The 17,252-nt window shown below is 39.5% G+C and carries 18 protein-coding genes, 2 pseudogenes and 2 riboswitches; of the genes and pseudogenes, 11 read left to right on the top strand and 9 right to left on the bottom strand.

Annotation, left to right across the window (positions count from 1 at the left end; all coding sequences use genetic code 11):
• Positions 1 to 101 precede the first annotated feature (101 nt).
• Complete coding sequence (locus ACZ42C_RS16895; protein WP_461183654.1) at positions 102 to 428, bottom strand: ArsR/SmtB family transcription factor; 327 nt, start codon at positions 426 to 428, stop codon at positions 102 to 104.
• Between the two features lie 222 nt (positions 429 to 650).
• Between ACZ42C_RS16895 and ACZ42C_RS16890 the strand changes: the two genes are divergently transcribed.
• From ACZ42C_RS16890 to ACZ42C_RS16880, 3 genes and pseudogenes are all read left to right on the top strand, one after another.
• Entirely contained in the window at positions 651 to 1,376 is a 726-nt protein-coding gene (locus ACZ42C_RS16890) for a ZIP family metal transporter (RefSeq protein ID WP_461183655.1), read from the top strand.
• A 153-nt stretch (positions 1,377 to 1,529) separates the two neighbouring features.
• Positions 1,530 to 2,078, top strand: a pseudogene (locus ACZ42C_RS16885) (Mur ligase family protein); the annotation flags it as partial.
• A 29-nt stretch (positions 2,079 to 2,107) separates the two neighbouring features.
• Positions 2,108 to 2,677: pseudogene (locus ACZ42C_RS16880) on the top strand (M24 family metallopeptidase); the annotation flags it as partial.
• Between the two features lie 59 nt (positions 2,678 to 2,736).
• On the opposite strand, the gene ACZ42C_RS16875 reads toward ACZ42C_RS16880, so the two are convergent.
• Positions 2,737 to 3,015 carry a DUF3219 family protein gene (locus ACZ42C_RS16875; RefSeq protein ID WP_461183656.1) on the bottom strand — a complete coding sequence of 93 codons (279 nt, stop codon included), beginning with the start codon at positions 3,013 to 3,015 and terminating at the stop codon, positions 2,737 to 2,739.
• A gap of 137 nt (positions 3,016 to 3,152) precedes the next feature.
• Here ACZ42C_RS16875 and ACZ42C_RS16870 point away from each other — a divergent pair, with 137 nt between their 5' ends.
• Entirely contained in the window at positions 3,153 to 3,596 is a 444-nt protein-coding gene (locus ACZ42C_RS16870) for a YaiI/YqxD family protein (RefSeq protein WP_461183657.1), read from the top strand.
• Between the two features lie 90 nt (positions 3,597 to 3,686).
• Here the strand turns inward: ACZ42C_RS16870 and ACZ42C_RS16865 are convergent, their stop codons facing one another.
• On the bottom strand, positions 3,687 to 4,157 hold the full coding sequence (locus ACZ42C_RS16865) for an acyl-CoA thioesterase (RefSeq protein WP_461183658.1): 471 nt from the start codon (positions 4,155 to 4,157) through the stop codon (positions 3,687 to 3,689).
• A gap of 130 nt (positions 4,158 to 4,287) precedes the next feature.
• Positions 4,288 to 4,470, bottom strand: a riboswitch (cobalamin riboswitch).
• A 153-nt stretch (positions 4,471 to 4,623) separates the two neighbouring features.
• Between ACZ42C_RS16865 and ACZ42C_RS16860 the strand changes: the two genes are divergently transcribed.
• A complete protein-coding gene (locus tag ACZ42C_RS16860) occupies positions 4,624 to 4,758 on the top strand; it encodes a hypothetical protein (RefSeq protein WP_461183659.1) in 135 nt (44 codons plus the stop codon).
• Between the two features lie 30 nt (positions 4,759 to 4,788).
• Complete coding sequence (locus tag ACZ42C_RS16855; RefSeq protein ID WP_461183660.1) at positions 4,789 to 5,772, top strand: TIGR00341 family protein; 984 nt, start codon at positions 4,789 to 4,791, stop codon at positions 5,770 to 5,772.
• A 141-nt stretch (positions 5,773 to 5,913) separates the two neighbouring features.
• Here the strand turns inward: ACZ42C_RS16855 and rnhA are convergent, their stop codons facing one another.
• On the bottom strand, positions 5,914 to 6,567 hold the full coding sequence (rnhA, locus tag ACZ42C_RS16850; RefSeq protein WP_461183661.1) for a ribonuclease H: 654 nt from the start codon (positions 6,565 to 6,567) through the stop codon (positions 5,914 to 5,916).
• 195 nt (positions 6,568 to 6,762) lie between these two features.
• Here rnhA and ACZ42C_RS16845 point away from each other — a divergent pair, with 195 nt between their 5' ends.
• Positions 6,763 to 7,896 carry a conserved virulence factor C family protein gene (locus ACZ42C_RS16845; protein WP_461183662.1) on the top strand — a complete coding sequence of 378 codons (1,134 nt, stop codon included), beginning with the start codon at positions 6,763 to 6,765 and terminating at the stop codon, positions 7,894 to 7,896.
• Between the two features lie 101 nt (positions 7,897 to 7,997).
• On the opposite strand, the gene ACZ42C_RS16840 is transcribed toward ACZ42C_RS16845, so the two are convergent.
• Both ACZ42C_RS16840 and ACZ42C_RS16835 read right to left on the bottom strand, forming a co-directional pair.
• On the bottom strand, positions 7,998 to 8,225 hold the full coding sequence (locus tag ACZ42C_RS16840; RefSeq protein WP_464891293.1) for a hypothetical protein: 228 nt from the start codon (positions 8,223 to 8,225) through the stop codon (positions 7,998 to 8,000).
• 378 nt (positions 8,226 to 8,603) lie between these two features.
• Positions 8,604 to 9,785 carry an IS256 family transposase gene (locus ACZ42C_RS16835; RefSeq protein ID WP_464891246.1) on the bottom strand — a complete coding sequence of 394 codons (1,182 nt, stop codon included), beginning with the start codon at positions 9,783 to 9,785 and terminating at the stop codon, positions 8,604 to 8,606.
• Between the two features lie 243 nt (positions 9,786 to 10,028).
• Between ACZ42C_RS16835 and ACZ42C_RS16830 the strand changes: the two genes are divergently transcribed.
• A complete protein-coding gene (locus ACZ42C_RS16830; RefSeq protein WP_461183422.1) occupies positions 10,029 to 10,610 on the top strand; it encodes a Uma2 family endonuclease in 582 nt (193 codons plus the stop codon).
• Between the two features lie 8 nt (positions 10,611 to 10,618).
• Here the strand turns inward: ACZ42C_RS16830 and ACZ42C_RS16825 are convergent, their stop codons facing one another.
• Positions 10,619 to 11,047, bottom strand: coding sequence for a tunicamycin resistance protein (locus ACZ42C_RS16825; RefSeq protein ID WP_461183423.1), 429 nt, complete (start codon positions 11,045 to 11,047; stop codon positions 10,619 to 10,621).
• A 522-nt stretch (positions 11,048 to 11,569) separates the two neighbouring features.
• On the opposite strand from ACZ42C_RS16825, the gene ACZ42C_RS16820 reads away from it, so the two are divergent.
• Positions 11,570 to 13,144, top strand: a complete 1,575-nt coding sequence (locus ACZ42C_RS16820; protein WP_461183442.1) for a Vga family ABC-F type ribosomal protection protein — start codon at positions 11,570 to 11,572, stop codon at positions 13,142 to 13,144.
• Positions 13,145 to 13,242: 98 nt separating this feature from the next.
• Here the strand turns inward: ACZ42C_RS16820 and ACZ42C_RS16815 are convergent, their stop codons facing one another.
• Positions 13,243 to 14,862: a sodium:solute symporter family protein gene (locus ACZ42C_RS16815; RefSeq protein ID WP_461183424.1), complete on the bottom strand. Its 1,620-nt coding sequence runs from the start codon at positions 14,860 to 14,862 to the stop codon at positions 13,243 to 13,245.
• A gap of 32 nt (positions 14,863 to 14,894) precedes the next feature.
• Positions 14,895 to 15,362 carry an OsmC family protein gene (locus tag ACZ42C_RS16810; RefSeq protein WP_461183425.1) on the bottom strand — a complete coding sequence of 156 codons (468 nt, stop codon included), beginning with the start codon at positions 15,360 to 15,362 and terminating at the stop codon, positions 14,895 to 14,897.
• A 131-nt stretch (positions 15,363 to 15,493) separates the two neighbouring features.
• Positions 15,494 to 15,607: riboswitch (SAM riboswitch) on the bottom strand.
• A gap of 269 nt (positions 15,608 to 15,876) precedes the next feature.
• Here ACZ42C_RS16810 and ACZ42C_RS16805 point away from each other — a divergent pair.
• Together ACZ42C_RS16805 and ACZ42C_RS16800 are read left to right on the top strand one after the other, a co-directional pair.
• Positions 15,877 to 16,314, top strand: a complete 438-nt coding sequence (locus tag ACZ42C_RS16805; RefSeq protein WP_461183426.1) for a MarR family winged helix-turn-helix transcriptional regulator — start codon at positions 15,877 to 15,879, stop codon at positions 16,312 to 16,314.
• The gene (locus ACZ42C_RS16800; RefSeq protein ID WP_461183443.1) at positions 16,308 to 17,249 is read left to right on the top strand and encodes a ring-cleaving dioxygenase; all 942 of its coding nucleotides are present in this window, start codon (positions 16,308 to 16,310) and stop codon (positions 17,247 to 17,249) included. The genes ACZ42C_RS16805 and ACZ42C_RS16800 overlap by 7 nt, the downstream gene beginning before the upstream one ends.
• Positions 17,250 to 17,252 lie beyond the last annotated feature (3 nt).

Raw genomic sequence — 17,252 nt, 5'->3', positions numbered from 1 at the left:
CCCTCTACCTTTCATTATTGTTAATATATATATATGCTCATATAACAATATTAAAAACATAGCTTATTAATACTGACCCTTAATATTGTGGCAAAGGGATACTAATGATGATAGGCGTGTTCTATCGTTTGTCTTAGCATATTCATTACGTGCTCATCATCATGAGAGTAATATAAGGTTGTCCCATCTCTACGATATTTCACCAAACGTAAATTTTTTAAAAAACGTAATTGATGCGAAACAGTCGATTGTCTAAGGTGTAAGTTCTCTGCAATTCCATTCACAGAGTACTCTTTATGAAACAATAAATTAAGAATCCTTATTCTTGTTGGATCACCTAATGCTTTAAAGGTTTGTGATACTACAAATAATGTTTCTTCATCCAGGTCTTTATTATCTATTTCTGCCTGTTCCTTGTTATCGTCCATAAAAATTCCCTCCTTTTAAAATTTATATGTATAAAAGAAAGATCGAGTAATAAGCTGATTAAGCTGACTTTATATTTATTCAAACTGTATATGCGTATATTAGTATATGCTCACATTATACATTTACTGAAAAAGATTGTCAAGCAGCATAATAATAAAATAGAATATTATTTTGTTCGTAACAATATAAACTAAAAGACAACCTTATTAAGGAGCGATTGTATGGCTGCAACTTGGATAATTAGTGTGTTCGCCTCCGCACTTGGCATTAGTGTCGGTGGAGGAATTGCTTGGATTTTGAAAGGGTTACAACGAGGATACGGCTTTATTTATTCATTATGTGCTGGACTTATAGTAGGGTTATTATTTTTAGAAATGATTCCGGAAAGTATTGAGTTAGGCGGTTGGGTAAATCTCGCCATTGGCATCACAATTGGTTTAGTACTATTTCAATTCATTCATCTATTAATGGACAAAATAACAATTATCACAGCTAGTCATCAAAAAGATATTTTTGTTCGTTCCGGGGTGCTTTTAACTTTTAGCATTGCACTTCACAATTTTCCTGTTGGAATTACGCTTGGATCGACGCTGGGTACAGAGATAGGAGAGCTAATGCTAACTACACTAGTATTACATAAAATACCAGAAGGAATAATTGTTTTTACCCCATTGTTTCTTGCTGGATTCGGCATACTTACTTATGTGTTTATCACCGTCGTTATTACATTACCAATTGCTTTAGGGGCATTACTGGGGCAATTATTTAATATAGAATTTCCTTCCTTGCTTGCTTTTATGATAAACCTCTCTATTGCTATCATTTTTATGGTTGCAGTAAAAGAGATTTTCGAAGAAGCAGTTAGAAATTCAACGTTATTATACTCTTTAGTAATTGGATTATTTGGATTTGGAATTATATATTTGTATATGATCATTTCACTATAGCAATGAAACTCTTTTCATTAGCACTTTTTTGGTGATTTTTAAATATTACTGTACTGTTAAGGAATTATTACATCTTAAAAACTTCACACTTTCTCCATAAAATACTATTAAACTTAGTGAATAAATTCCTTTGTTAAAGGAGTAAAAACATCTATGAAAGCAGAACATGTAATTGCCAAACTTGAAATTAAGAATGATATAAAACCTGATACACTAAACATATCTATTGAAGGGGTAGCTGATAGTTCAGTCAATGTACGAAAAAATTATATTTTTGTAGCTATCCATGGCTTTCATTCTAATGGAAGTGACTATATTTCTGAAGCTATTGAAAAAGGTGCTTGTTTAATCGTAGGGGAAAGGAATATACGTGATTTGCCTGTTCCCTATATTCAAGTTGATAACAGCAGGAAAGCTATAGGAACCATTTCCAGTAATTTTTACAGGAATCCCTCTCAAAAAAAGCTTATGATTGGTATTACTGGTACAAACGGAAAGACAACAACAAGTTATATTCTGAAACATATTATAGAAAGCAGCGGAAAAGCCTGTTCTCTAATCGGAACGATACAAAACATTGTTAATGGCCAGTTTAGGAAAAGTGTTAATACAACTCCAAGTTCATTGGATTTACATAGAATAATTGCAGAGAGCAACGATGAAGTTATCATCGTAGAAGTTTCTTCACATGGTTTATCGCAGTATAGAATACAAGGTATAGCATTTGATTTTTGCCTTTTTACAAATCAAAATTCGGAGCATCGGGCCCGTCTTTTTCTCCCATTGTCCTATCTGGTGAAAAAGCAGCATTGCCACATGGAAAACCAGCAGACCGAAAGTTGCAAAAAGGCGATTTTTTATTAATTGATTTTGGGGTAATTACCAAAGAAGGATATTGTTCAGATATTACAAGAACCTTCATTGTCGGGGAAGCATCCGAGAAGCAAAAAGAAATCTATGACATCGTACTGCAGTCTAATCGAGCAGGAGTGAATTCTGTAAAAGCCGGAGTACCACTGAAGACATTTGATATCGCTGCAAGGAATGTTATTAACGAAAGTGGTTACGGAGAATATTTTAACAATCGTATAGGACACGGTCTTGGCATCGAAGTGCACGAAGAGCCGTCCATTCATGAGAATAATGATAAGGTAGCAGAAAATGGATTATTCTTTACAATTGAACCCGGGATTTATATACCTGGCTATGGTGGAGTTCGTATTGAAGATGAGGTTTATATTAACGAAGAGGGAGTTGCTGAAGTATTGACTTCCTTCCCTAGAGAATTACAGATTTTATAGATAAGACAAATTTTACTCCCTTTCAATTAAGAAGAAATCAGCTAGTTTGCTGATTTCTTCTATTTTTTTTCAACAAGTTCCAGCTTAAACTCCCCTTCCGCTCCTTCTTTATAAAGATTTGTAACAGAAGTAGAATAGTTGGAAATGGTTGCCCTGAATGCCAGATTTTCATCCGGAACCTTTACCGTGAAGTCATTTTCATAGAGCAATGTAGTCACATCATGATAATCTTCATGGGTTACTGTAAATTCAAAGCCAATCTTTATTCGTTCACCAGCTTCTTTTGTAAACTTTTTTGCCTCGATTGGAAAATTATTAATCAAAACCTTCTTATACATAGCATCACCATCTGTCATTTATATTATCAGTTTGTCCGCCACAGATAAAATACGCAGGCTTGGACCTTGAGGAAACATATTGAAATAGTTATGATGGAACTATCATATCAATCTTAAAAAGAAATGAGTTAATCCGAATGAAAATTTACGTTGATGCAGATGCCAGTCCGGTTAAAAATATAGTGATTGAAGAAGCTCAAAGGACAGGGATACCTGTTGTTCTGGTCACAAGCTTTTCGCATTATTCTCCCGAAGAACCGCCTGCGGGAGTAGAAACCATTTATGTGGACACAGGTGCTGAAGCTGCAGATTACCGAATTATGAAAATGGCAGAAAAAGGCGATATGATCATAACACAGGATTATGGACTTGCTTCACTCGGATTGGCAAAAGGATGTACTGTCCTCCACCATAAAGGATTTGTTTACACAAATGACAATATAGACCAGCTTTTGCAAACCCGTTATCTCAGTGCCATGGCCCGAAAAAGCGGCAAACGGACAAAAGGACCAAAACCCTTTACCGAGGATGACAGGAATAAATTCAGGGAGCTGCTAATAAAGGTTATTGGTAAACAGTAGCTATAAACAGATCAATTTTACTGATTGTAAAGTTGCAAAAAAGTATCAACAAAAACTATGCTGATACTTTTTAAAGTTATATCTACTTCTTTATTTAACAGTTGCCCGCTTTATTCTGTTTTTCTTCCTGGCGGGTGCGGTTGCATGCAGCCTGCTTTCCTCTTCCGTTTCAGGATATACTTTCGGAACGGCTATCGGTCTTCCTTCTTCATTGACAGCAACCATAGTCAGAAAAGACTCCGTCGTCAACTTCTCTTCATTTTTAATGAGATCGTGCGCCGTCACTTTCACATAGACCTCCATTGAACTTGTGCCTGTATAAGTCACAAACGCTTCCAGTGTTAATGAGTCCCCCACTTTCGCTGAAGAAAGAAAATCTACAGAATCTATGGATGCTGTCACCACTGCACTGTTGGCGTGCTTCATCGCTGTTAATGCAGCAATTTCATCAATATATGCCAATACCTTTCCGCCAAATATCGTATCCAGATGATTCGTATCCGGCGGGAGAACCAATCTGGTTTGAACCGTTTTTGATTTATTAATCGGTACATTTTCCACTATGATCACCTCCTGCAAAATAAAAAAACACCCTCTATTTCAGAAGATGTCAACACACACATTTAAATTGAATCCACTCCATTTACATGGATTCAATTAATCGCAACACCCTCCTATCTCCCGTAGGATTCAAATGTCCTTCCTTATGGCAGGTATCCTGGCTCAGAATCATCAAGAACTTTTCCCTTCCCATTTCAATACAGAAACAGTGGATGCAAAAGAACTCTCCCCATCACAGTGGCGGGACCGCGTTGGATTTTCACCAACTTCCCTTTTCAACTATTAAACAGTCACCATAGGCAAGATATTAACTTACGTTTAGTATAGCATTTCTATCAGGAACTGTCCTTTCTAACATTTTAAAAGAGATAATGACTCTGATCTGCTTTCGTTTTTTAAAAATGCAATTCACCTACTCATTGTGAACCTTTCCACCTAAATCCGGTATTTTGCTGGAGCATCCCTTATGTTGAATAAACCACTTAGTCTCGCAGCACAGTTCTTTACGAAACTACTGAGCCAGACGGAGGGGAATCTTTTGTTTGAGAAAAATACTGCAGGTGAAATGAAAAAGAAAAATAAAGGCAATAATAAGGCGTAATACTTTCTTTTGTATATGGGAGACGAAATTATGCCATTACAGTTGCTTGAAATTTATGCCCCTAAAAACTTTTTAAATATAGAAGAAATTGAAGATCATTTTTCTGTTATTTCTTATTGGAGTTTCGAGGAGAGTAAAGAGGAACATTTAACACGAATTTTATTAGAGACGAATGATGTGGAGTCAGTGCTTGATTACTTGGAAAGATTACCCGGTGGCGAAGAGGTTTATCAGGTTATGTTGCTGCCGGTACAAACATATCTTCCCAGAAAAAAAGAGAAAGAAGAAGAAGAAGAAAAAAAAGACCTGCAGCGAGCAAGTCGGCATGAATTATATACGACAGTTCAGGGATCAAGCCGTATAAGTGTTAGTTATATTTGGTTTATTATTTTCTCCGCAATCGTTGCTGCGGCGGGCATTATAAAAAGCAGTCCAGCAATCGTCATCGGCGCAATGGTGATTGCGCCACTCATTGGCCCTGTAACAGCTGTTTCATTTGCTTCCGTTCTCGGTGACTTTAAATTAATACGTCAGTCCATCATTACATCGTTAGTTGGAATAGGAATTCCAGTAGTAATTGCCGTTATATTTAGCTTTTTCTCCAATCCGCCAATTTACAGTGATGAGTTTCTTTCGCGGACAGAAATTCAAATTATTGATGTCATTGCAGCACTTGCATCCGGTGCTGCAGGTGCACTTTCTTTTGTCAAAAGAAAATCAGGCACGCTTGTAGGTGTTATGGTTTCAGTAGCCTTACTCCCGCCTGCTGTTGTATTCGGTATGATTCTCGGAACAGGGAATTGGACTGAAGCGCTTATCCCGTTTATTCTATTAATGGTTAACGTTTTCTCGATACTTTTATCAGCTGTCATTGTTTTCTGGCTAAGTGGTATTAAACCAAACAATTGGCAGGATTTGCAGAAGGCAAATATATCCAGGAAACTCTCTCTCCTATTTATTTTAACGATTACAATAATACTAATAACAGTAATTCTTTTTATCAATTTTGTCTGATAGGGTAAATATTACTTCTCTCCTCTCGTGAACCTCTTTAGCCAAGGAAACCCTATCAGTATCTTTGATTTAGCTGGAGTAGTTGGCAAAAGGCTATCTTCGTATAGATTTTGACTCATGAAGTATAACGGCTTAAAATAGCTATTTGCGCCCATAATCTGCTTTAATCTCACCCCATTTTTTTGTGTTCCATTTCAGCACTTTATTTTTGTATGTGTGATTTTCCAGCCAATAAATAGCACGGTCGATCAATTGCCATATTTCCTCTGTGGACGGATCTCTTTTCAGTGTGGTTGATACAGTCTTTTTCTTTACCCAATTGATCGCATTTACAGAGTCGGAATAAACAGTCTTTGTGCTTCCGATCTTATTTAGATAAGCCAATGCATGCACAATGGCAAGAAATTCCCCAAGATTATTTGTCCCCTTACGAATCGGCCCGTGTGAAAAAATCACTTCGCCCGTTCGTGTATCCACTCCCTGATATTCCACCGGACCTGGATTCCCCCTCGTTCCAACATCTACAGAAATACTATCGTAATCAATTTCATCTTCAAACATCGGGCTTGTGTTTGATTTTTTGTTGCTTACTGCTTTTTCTGCTTTCTTTCCATTCCCTTTTCCCCAAAATTGCTGCCAGCCTTCCCGGTAAGCTTTTTCCGCCTGTTCCCTGCTTGTAAATGATTTGAATTTTGCCTGATTGTAGCCATCCGTCTGCTCTTTACAATCTTCCCAATTTGTATATATGCCTGGTTTCCTGCCGGCCCAGACTACATAATATTTTTGTTTTGCCATCATTTTTCTCCTTACATATTGCATTTTATTCTGATTTACTTATACCATTAATTCCCTTAATAAAACAAGAAAAGCTTCCGCAGAGCTGTAACCTATCGATTATGCCACACAATGGCCGGAACCCCCAATTGGATAATTCCTTGTATTTTTGATACGATCGTTCATAAGAAAACGTACGTGAAGGGGTAGTTATATATGAAAATTGTATCCATGGAGCCGACGCCCAGCCCATATTCCATGAAAATCAATGTGGATGAGGAACTGGCTGACGGCCAAACGGAAAATTATAAACTGGATGATGACTTAAGTGGTGCACCTGACTATATAAAAGAACTATTTTCCATAAATGGAGTCAAAGGACTGTACCGCGTGATTGACTTCATTGCTTTGGAACGAAATCCGCGTGTTTCCTGGGAAGAAATTTTACCCGAAGTGAGAAAAGTACTTGGTTCCGATGATGAAGATGCTGATTTATTCTCAAAAGCAGCGGATCAGGCCGATGATGCATTTGGTGAAGTGAGTGTCCTCATTCAAATGATCCGCTACATCCCAACACAGGTGAAACTGGATGATGGGGACACTGAAAAACGCTTTGCCCTTCCGGAACGTTTTATGGAAGCAGCAATGAAAGCAGCCGAAGCATCTGATAATTACTTGATGGAACGGACATGGGCAGAGCAAAAGCCCCGGTATGGAGATATGGATGAAATCGGACATGATGTAGTCGAGGAATTGTCGGCCACCTATGATACCGAGCGATTGAATGAACTGGTGGAACTCGCTTTGAATAATGAGTCACAGGCTGAAGAACGGAGACCAAAGAAAGTGACGCTGGAAATGCTCGATCAGCCGAACTGGAAAGACAGGTATGCTGCACTGGATCGCATGAATCCGAAAAAAGAAGATCTTCCCGTGCTCGATAAAGCGCTTGATGATGAAAAAGCATCTGTCCGGCGGCTTGCTACCGCTTATTTGGGAATGATTGAAGAACCGGAGACACTTCCGTATTTATATAAAGCGTTAAAGGATAAGGCTGTAAACGTGAGAAGAACCGCAGGAGACTGTTTATCAGACCTTGGATTTGCAGAAGCAATCCCGGAAATGATTAAAACATTATCGGATAAAAGCCGTATAGTCCGCTGGCGGGCAGCCATGTTCTTATATGAAGTTGGCGATGAAACAGCCATCCCAGCACTGCGCGAAGCCCTGGATGATCCTGAATTTGAAGTACGGATGCAGGTAAAAATGGCCCTTGCAAGGATTGAGAGCGGTAAGGAAGCGGAAGGGTCCATCTGGAGTCAGATGGCAAAAGCTGCAAAAGAAAAATAACATTTGAAGACTCCCGGGCGAAGCAAGCATGGGAGTCTTTTTTGCACGTTAAGTTAAGCTAACGGTTCGCTAAAGGGCGAGCGAATGCGAGCTTTTCTAACCTAATCCATGATAGCAGCAAACTTATTATTCCTGTCTTTCCTTTCCTCTTCTGAAGCCAAATCATATTTTTTTAAGAGATGAAAAACCTCATTCAGTGTTTCCTGGCAAAGGTCCTTTTCCAAAAAGCGATATATATTTTCATTTAACTCCGCTGGCAAAAATGCTTCCTGATCCTTCAGCTTCTTCACCACTGATTCATGCGAATGGTCAATATTGCAAACTCCCATTTTATTCATCTCTCCTTTCATTTGCTGTGCCCTTATACTATCGAATCAATTTCATAATAGAGAAGTTAGTATAGAAAGCCGAACAAAGTTGATTTCCGCTCCAGACGGACGCTTTCCGCGGGCTCTGCCTCAGCCTCCTCGCTACGCTGCGGGGTCTTCGGCTATCGCTATTCCCGCTGGAGTCGCCGTCTTCCACTCCAATCAACAGGCTAGCTTTCTGTATTAACAAATTATAAAGTGTTTCTATTAATTAATGTTCGGATACTTGGTTCCGTCAAGAAGTATGTGTAAATTTTAATAGGGTATTCCACAGAATTGGTGGGGGAGCAGTCATCATCCCCCGGGTACCCGGGGGATGATGACTGAAAATTCTCCCGGTTATACTTTGCTTGTTTTTCCATATCTTGCTTCAAACATGTCTTGAAGCGGCTGATAAGCACTCGCAAAGCCTCGCAGTTTCCGTTCTGCCCATTTTTGATTGTAGTCAATGGATTGGAGATAAACCACTTTCTCTGCCGCCTTTTCGCTGGGCAGGCTGTTCATCGTCTTGGTACGTTTTTTGATTTCCTTCATCGTTCGCTCAATGATGTTTGTCGTGTAGATCATGCGCTGGATGGATGACGGGTAATTTAAAAACGTCAGAAGCACATCTAAGTCTTTCTCCCACGATTTGACGATTTTAGGATGCTTAGCCTCCCAAGCATGTTTAAAAGCCTGGAATTGCTTTTTGGCTTCTTCTCTTGTACTTGCCTCGTAAATGGGCTTTAGATCCTCGGCAATGGCCGTTTGGTCTTTTTTACGTACGGCATTTATGGCATTTCGGATTTTGTGAACGACACAGCGCTGCACATCAGCCTTTGGATAAACTTCTTTCATTGCGTCTTCTAAACCAGGCAGGCCGTCAAATACACCAAGCAGCACTTCCTCGGCACCGCGCTTGTAAAGGTCAAGAAGGATTTCTTTCCAACCGAGTGAACTTTCTTGGCCGCCGACATAGAAACCGAGAATCTCGCGATAACCATCTTCGGTGATGCCAATGACCAGGTAGACGACTTCGTTATCAACGTCATCGCGACGCAGCTTGAGATAGGTTCCATCAAGATAAAGAACCGAATAGCGTTTCTGCAGCTTGCGCTCTTGCCATGATTCGATATTTTCCAGTGTGACATCCGTTATATTGCTTACCGTTGTTGCCGAATAAGCAGAACCCAACATGTGCTCGATCATTTGACCGATTTCACGGGTGCTGATGCCTTTCTGGTACATTCTCGTGACCGTTTCTCCAACCCATTGGTCACGGCGCTGGTAAGGATCAAACAACTCCGTCTTAAATTCACCGTTGCGATCACGCGGAACAGCAAGGTCATCGATATGACCGTGCTTGGTGTCGAGAGTGCGTGTGTAGTACCCGTTTTTCACCTGTTTCAGTTCAGGGTGCTCCACCTTAAAAAACTGTTCCATTTCTTCTTTCATAATGGTTTCCAGGTGCTCTTTGACAAAGTCACGAACAAGTGTGTCAAGTTGATTCATAAAGTCATTATTGGTTATACTATGAGACATGGTAGGGTTTCTCCTCTCTTAGAATTTTAGCCAATTCCGAGGGTACCCTACCTCGTTTTTTGTCTCAAATAATTTACACAAACTATTTTACGTCATCGGATACTTAGTAAAAATAAGTAATTATGAAATTTACTATATCATAATAAGAATTATATTCATAATACTTCGTTTATTCAGCTTGAACATTTATAAAATACTCGCTATTATTTCTATATGGGATGCTTAAAAAAGGAGGAAATCTAAATGTCTCAGCTCGATAAAAACAAGAAATATACGCTGGAAGAATTTTTGGATTATGTACAAGAAGAAGAAAGGGCAGAGCTATATGAAGGCACTCCTGTTTTTATAGCTCCGGCATCTTATGAGCATGAGGGTGTGATAACGGAACTGATAGGTGAATTTAGACATAATTTAAAAGGAAATACATGTAAGGTGTTCGGCAGTAACCTTCAGGTAATATTTTCATTTAAAGATGAGAATAAAGGTAAAGACGATGTAACTGTGATGCCCGATATGTCCATCGTATGTGATAAAGGCAAACTTCGCAAAAAGCGCTGTTATGGGGCACCTGATTTAGTTGTCGAAGTCCTGTCCCCAAGTACAGCCCGTAATGACCGTCTGTTAAAACTAAAATACTATGAAAAAGCTGGTGTAAGAGAATACTTAATCGTTGATCACCAACACCGAAGTATTGAAAAGTTTGTACTGAATGAAGGTTCCTACCAATCCGAAGATGTCTATTCCATTGAAAAAGAAACTTTCACCTCCACCATCTTTCCTGATGTTAATTTTACTATTAATGATATTTTTGGTTTTCTGGATTAAACCCAAGCTTACTTAAATATACGCATTTCTTTCCAAGTAATTCGCAGGCGATTCATCGACTTCCCGAGTTTCGTTCGCCGGTCTGGAAGCAAGTCAATCGAAGCTGATGCAGCAATGGCTTCAACTACTTGGTCAATGGACATATCATCTGTCTGAATATATTCCTTAAAAAGCGGGTCTTCCAGTTCTTTCATGCGATCGTTCATTTGTTGGTATGCGCACGATTTTTTCCCTTCTAATCTTTTTCTCAATCGTTGTTCAATCGTTTGTTTGAAAGCCGATAGTGTAAAATGTTTTACGACTATACCCTGTTCTCGCAGCTTTCCAATGATTTCATTAAAATATCTCACATTTGTAAGTGTCATCGGTACAATAACGAGGCCATTATATTCCTCGGAAATATTTTTCAGCAATTTATAATTAGCTTCTCTCCACAAAGAATAATCCTGAAATCATCTTTTGATATCTCTTTTAGTACATTTTTCATGAGTACATATCCGAACCTTTCCGGATCATAGACGATTGAATTTTTAACTCTTTTATGTAACTCGTAGGCGACAGTTGATTTCCCTGCCCCAAAGGTGCCATTAATCCACAAAATCATATCATCACTCCGTCAAGTGTGCTACATAAAATGATACCACATCCTGAGCGCTCTCTGGACAGCAAAAAACTTTTCCTTTATACTGACAGTAACTCAAAACGGAAGGGTGAACCAAAGAGGACATGAAATACTAATCCTATTTTTCGAAAACATTCAAGTGAAATTCATGCCAAACAGCAGATCACATCTGCTTTATTTGTCATGTTTTCCACTGAATTTTTCAGAATAGGATTGTATCTCTGTGCCTCTGTACAAAGGGCGTAGTCTCTTTATACTGCACGTAATGCCTCCTATTCTGAAACGAACAGGAGGCATTTTTTTGTCTCCGGAACAAAACCGAAACGGAGATGATACTATGATTTTACTTGAAGCCAATCTTATAAAAGTCTATATAAAGGACCGTCTTCTTTTCGATGTAGAACATTTACAAATCCAAAGCAAAGACAGAATTGGATTGGTTGGAAAGAATGGCAGCGGGAAAACAACATTATTGGAAGTTCTGGCCGGCAGTAAACAGGTTGAGGAAGGCAACGTCTCCTACCACGGAACTATCGAGCTCATTCCCCAGCTAAAAAACACCCGGACAACTAAAAGTGGTGGGGAGGTAACCCAGGAATATATCAACCGTTCGATTGCCAAAAAGACAGATATTCTTCTAGCAGACGAACCGACAACAAACCTGGATATGGAACATATCGAAAAAGTTGAAAATCAATTTTCCAAATGGCAAGGTGCCATTGTGATTGTATCCCACGACAGGGAATTTCTCGATTCCCAGTGCAATTTAATCTGGGAGCTGGAAGACGGAAAGCTTACAGTATACAAAGGAAATTATTCAACATATGTTTTACAAAAAAACCTGGAAATAAGAAAACAGGAAAATGCTTATGAACAGTATGTGAAAAAGAAAAAACAACTGGAAAAAGCCCTGATTGAAAAGGAACAAAAAGCACAGCGGGCAACGAAAAAGCCTAAAAACGTAAGTACTTCAGAGGCAAAAATAACCGGAGCCAAGCCGTACTTTGCCAATAAACAAAAGAAACTGCGCAAGTCGGCAAAAGCCATTGAAACCCGGTTGGAAAAGATGGAAGGAGTAGAAAAAGTGAAAGATACACCACCTATTAAGATGAACCTTCCCAATGAAGAAACATTCAAAGGGAAAATCATCCTTCACGTGGAAAATGTAAGCGGAAAGATAAAGGAACGACTTCTCTGGAACGAAACCACCTTTCATGTAAGAGGCGGAGACAAGATTGCTATACTTGGAAAAAATGGAACAGGCAAAACGACACTTCTGAAAAAGATTATCAATGAAGCTGACGGCGTCACCAGCTCCCCTGTCATGAAAATTGGCTATTTCAGCCAAAATCTGGATGTACTTGATGTGAATAAATCCATTCTAAAAAACGTCAGTGAGACGTCCATACAAGATGAAACCTTTATTCGAACCGTGCTTGCCAGACTTCACTTTTACCGTGATGATGTCTATAAAAAAGTGGATGTATTAAGCGGTGGAGAGCGAGTAAAAGTAGCCTTTGCCAAATTGTTTGTAAGTGATATCAATACACTTCTTTTGGATGAACCGACAAATTTTCTTGATATAGAAGCAGTCGAAGCGTTGGAAACACTATTAAAAGATTACGAAGGAACGGCGCTAATCGTCTCTCATGATCGAAAATTTCTTGAAAACATTGCTTTACGTATTCTTACGATCGAAAATAAAGAGATTTCCTTATTCGAAGGCTCCTATCTGGAATACAAGAATTACGTACCTCATAAGGCAGATCCAAACGAAGACGAACTACAAGTAATTGAAACGAAAATTTCCGAAGTATTAAGTAAGCTCAGCATCGATCCTTCTGAACAACTCGATGAAACGTTTCAACATTTGATAGCACGAAAAAAAGAACTGGAAAATCGTAAAAATTAATGGTCGTAACGGAATCAGGCACATATTAAGCCAGCAGTTATGGAAATTGCTGGCTTAATATGCATTAAAATAATACGCTTGTATTCTTCTAAAATTAATTATTCATTTACTGCTTTTGCAACAGGTGGAACCTGCATATTCTTCGGTTTAATATAAATAATCCCTGTAATAAATAAAGAGAGAACAGCTGCAAAACCAAACAGCCCCAGCAAACCAACTTCATGCAGGACTTCAAAGAATACAACTGGCACTGCCACCAGCATCACACTGGCCAGGGCAGATGTCATTCCCTTCATAGATTTCGTATCAAATTGTAACATCCATTTTCCATAAGAAGTCACTAAAGTCACGATAAGAATCGTGGCAATATTGGTGGACATACCAATCCAAACCGGATGTATATCCAGGAAAAAGGAGGTTGGATGCCACCCGCCTAAATGGTACCAGATTAATCCTGACGCAAAACCGGTGAGCAGCGAGCTAACTACCGCACTCCTGGTTACCACCGGCCAAAATATCGCTGCAACAACAGGAGCAAAGGTAGCAGAATTTCTGACTGTCCATGCCAGCACATTCCACCAGGCGGATTGCTCTGTCCGGAGCAATCCAAATACGATCATCAACCCGGTTAAAAGAAGCAGCGACCATTTTGTATACTTGATCAATTGCTGGTTGCTTGCGCTTGGAAATACTGCACTACCAACATCTTTACCAAGACTTGTCGCCCCGGAAAATTGACACGGCCCGCCCCAGCCGAGTGCACAGGCCCAAACACCTAAGAAAAACAGACCAACCAGCGGTGCAGGCAATACTTCCATCAAATACTGCGGCAACGCGATTAATCCTAAATTTCCATCCGGAACAACAATAGCTGCAGCTAAACCGAATAATACACCGCAGATAATAAAAGGTATTCCCATGAAAACAGCACCGATCATTCCTTTTTTACCCTCTTCAGGTGTTTTACAGGATAAGGCCATCTGGAAAGCTGCCTGAGCCAAAATGACATTCACCAAAAATGTTCCAAACCAAGCGACAATCACTTGAAGGCCGGCACCGCCAAGCTGAAACATTTCCGGCCGATCGATCGCTAATTGCTGTAAACCTGCAATGCCGGGGTTGATAAAAAAGGCGATCATACCAACTATAAACATGAGCAAAAACATGATCGTATTCATGGATTGCGTAAAGGCAACCGACCACATCCCCCCTGCCTGCAGATAAATGAACAATAGTATGGCAGTAAAAGCAACTGAATAACTTAGTGAAATATCCGTAAACACATTCAATGCGGAAGCAAATGCAATTGCAGTGGCAACAGACCACATTGGAAATGCAAATGCTGTAATTGCACCGGATATCGCTTTAGCGCGCCTGCCGAATTTATCCCCGATCAGCCCGGAAACTGTTACCATCATTTTATTACGAAAAGGCTTAATCATAAGAAAAGCAATGATCAGTACCTGTACAGTTTCTGCTACACCATACCAGATGGCAGAAACCCCTGTCAGATAAGATAGTTCAACAATCGATATGTAGGTTGACCCGGAAAACAGTCCGGTAATACAAAAGGCCACCGTCCACCATCTGAAATTCCGTCCCCCAATAAAGAAGTTCTCCCCATTAGATGCCTTCCTTTTCGCCACATTACCGGCAATAATCAGTAAGAATGTATAAATAAGCGCAAAAGAAATCATCCAAACGCCATATGAAGTCATTATTTTCCCCCTCCAATAATACCTGCAGTTATTTAAACCTTTTTCCAATCAAGTTTAATCTCAATACCTGTATCCCGGAACAGATTGTAGGCAGGACACCTTTGTTTAACCAGACTCTTTAGTTTTGCAATGGATTCGGTACTTTCTTCTGTTTCAAAGAAAACCACATTCTTCACTTGATGGTAGTGCGGGCTCACGTCTGCAGTGCCTGCTATTCCACGTCGGTCAAGTATTCCCTCCGTTTCAGCAGAAATGTTATCGAAAGAAAAACCGATCTCTTCAGCTATCATTTCAATGACTATTAATATACATCCATTAAATGATCCCAATATATACTCCATTGGAGTTGGAGCTTTGTTTGTCCCGCCTAATTTTTCCGGTTCATCTACCGTAAAACTAAAATCTCTTATATTATTTTCATTGGCAAATTTTCCAATTCTGTTAGAAGACGCTCGAATGGTCCTGTGATTTTGGTTTTGTCTGCTTTCTGTCTGTTTCATCACTTTCCTCCTTTTTTCCTTTCATAGATTTGTTCATTTAGTTAGCACTTGATTTTATCCGCACGCAAAAACCCCCTTTTATCCAAAAGATAAAAGGGGGTTGGAAATTCGGCTTATAGAAAAACGTGCCCTTCTTATCTTTCAGACGATTGTCTGCTGGAATTAGCACCGTTTCACATGGTTTTACCTGTGAATGGTTGCTGCGGGCTCATCGGACCAGATTCCTCCACCGCTCTTGATAAGAATCTATTAAATTTGTTTACCATATTACATGGGAACCTTTTTAATGTCAACTATGTTTATAACGAAAGTATGAATAAAATGATGGCTTTGCCAAATACTCTAAACCTCTAATTCAGTTGAAAATACAATGACAGTGATAGGCTTCTGTATATTAGGAAAAATTTTTAAACATAAAGAATCGAAGTCATTGACAACTTTACTATAGTAGTTTATCATTGTATTTAATTCAAAATACATTAATTAAGATTAAATATATTTGAGGTGAATATAATTGGAAAAAGAAAATTTATCACTAAAAATATTTGTCGTCCTCATGAAATCCACAAAAACTCTTGAGGAAATCATTAAAAAAGATATTAGCAGCCACGGAATGAAAAGCTCGGATTTTATGGTACTGGAAGCATTGTACCATAAAGGCAGCCAGACTGTACGGGAAATATCAAATGCCGTTCTCATTAACACCGGATCCATTACCTATGTCATTGACAAGCTTGAAAAGAAAGGCTATGTCAAACGCAGACACTGTAAGGATGACCGCCGTGTCGTCTACATCGACATTACAGAGGATGGCACAAAGCTGATGGATGAAATTTTCCCCAAGCACCAACAGGTAATTGAGGAGTTGTTTGCAGACGTTTCCGAAGAAGATAAACAAACGGTGATTGATGTGCTCAAAAAAGTTGGAAAAAGAGGAGATAAATCATCATGAAGAAAACAGCAGGGATCCACCATATTACCGCAATTGTCGGTCACCCACAGGAAAACGTGGATTTTTATGCAGGTGTATTGGGCCTGAGAATGGTAAAAAAAACAGTCAACTTTGATGACCCGGGCACCTATCACTTCTATTTTGGGAATGAAGGCGGGAAACCCGGTACCATTATTACCTTTTTCCCTTGGGCAGATGCTCAGAAAGGAAAAATTGGGGATGGCCAGGTCGGCGTTACCTCCTATGCGGTTCCAGCCGGGTCACTCTCCTTCTGGAAAAAGAGACTGGAAAAATTCGATATTGACTATAATGCACAGGAGCGCTTTGGAGAAACTTATGTCACTTTCACTGACCCGCACGGGCTGAAACTGGAGCTCGTGGAACGGGAACAAGGAGAACAAAACACTTGGACAATTGGTGAAGTCACCCCTGATGTAGCAATCAAAGGTTTTGCAGGCGCCATTTTATATTCCTCCCAACCGGCTAAAACAGCAGCGCTGCTGGAAGATGTGATGGGGCTTGAAAAAGTTGGTGAGGAAGATGAATTCGTTCGTTTTCAAGCCTACGGAGATATCGGAAATATCATTGATGTAAAAATAACTGCAAACGGGCGCGGACAAATGGGTGTTGGCATGGTTCACCATATTGCCTGGCGTGCAGAAGATGATGAAGATCAATTGGGTTGGAAAAAACTTGTACAGCAAAATGGCTATATGGTAACACCGGTAAAAGACAGAAATTATTTTAATGCTATTTATTTCAGAGAGCATGGAGAAATTTTATTTGAAATTGCCACAGATCCTCCCGGGTTTGCTCACGATGAATCTTCCGAAACGATGGGGACTCAACTAAAGCTGCCGGAGCAATACGAACAATACCGCGGTCGCCTTGAAAAAACACTGATCCCTGTAGAAGTTAAGAACCTTGATGAATAGGAA

This window comes from Virgibacillus kimchii (assembly GCF_055379185.1).
Note: the sequence above shows the minus strand (reverse complement) of the source record. Positions and strands in the feature narration are given on the sequence as shown.

Excerpts from the sequence above, each read along its gene's own strand:
- ACZ42C_RS16820 (WP_461183442.1), top strand. The coding sequence starts at position 11,570 with ATGATTTTACTTGAAGCCAATCTTATAAAAGTCTATATAAAGGACCGT.
- ACZ42C_RS16830 (WP_461183422.1), top strand. The coding sequence starts at position 10,029 with ATGTCTCAGCTCGATAAAAACAAGAAATATACGCTGGAAGAATTTTTG.
- ACZ42C_RS16835 (WP_464891246.1), bottom strand. The coding sequence starts at position 9,785 with ATGTCTCATAGTATAACCAATAATGACTTTATGAATCAACTTGACACA.
- ACZ42C_RS16895 (WP_461183654.1), bottom strand. The coding sequence starts at position 428 with ATGGACGATAACAAGGAACAGGCAGAAATAGATAATAAAGACCTGGAT.
- ACZ42C_RS16890 (WP_461183655.1), top strand. The coding sequence starts at position 651 with ATGGCTGCAACTTGGATAATTAGTGTGTTCGCCTCCGCACTTGGCATT.
- ACZ42C_RS16860 (WP_461183659.1), top strand. The coding sequence starts at position 4,624 with ATGTTGAATAAACCACTTAGTCTCGCAGCACAGTTCTTTACGAAACTA.
- ACZ42C_RS16875 (WP_461183656.1), bottom strand. The coding sequence starts at position 3,015 with ATGTATAAGAAGGTTTTGATTAATAATTTTCCAATCGAGGCAAAAAAG.
- rnhA (WP_461183661.1), bottom strand. The coding sequence starts at position 6,567 with ATGGCAAAACAAAAATATTATGTAGTCTGGGCCGGCAGGAAACCAGGC.
- ACZ42C_RS16840 (WP_464891293.1), bottom strand. The coding sequence starts at position 8,225 with ATGGGAGTTTGCAATATTGACCATTCGCATGAATCAGTGGTGAAGAAG.
- ACZ42C_RS16815 (WP_461183424.1), bottom strand. The coding sequence starts at position 14,862 with ATGACTTCATATGGCGTTTGGATGATTTCTTTTGCGCTTATTTATACA.
- ACZ42C_RS16870 (WP_461183657.1), top strand. The coding sequence starts at position 3,153 with ATGAAAATTTACGTTGATGCAGATGCCAGTCCGGTTAAAAATATAGTG.
- ACZ42C_RS16810 (WP_461183425.1), bottom strand. The coding sequence starts at position 15,362 with ATGAAACAGACAGAAAGCAGACAAAACCAAAATCACAGGACCATTCGA.
- ACZ42C_RS16855 (WP_461183660.1), top strand. The coding sequence starts at position 4,789 with ATGCCATTACAGTTGCTTGAAATTTATGCCCCTAAAAACTTTTTAAAT.
- ACZ42C_RS16845 (WP_461183662.1), top strand. The coding sequence starts at position 6,763 with ATGAAAATTGTATCCATGGAGCCGACGCCCAGCCCATATTCCATGAAA.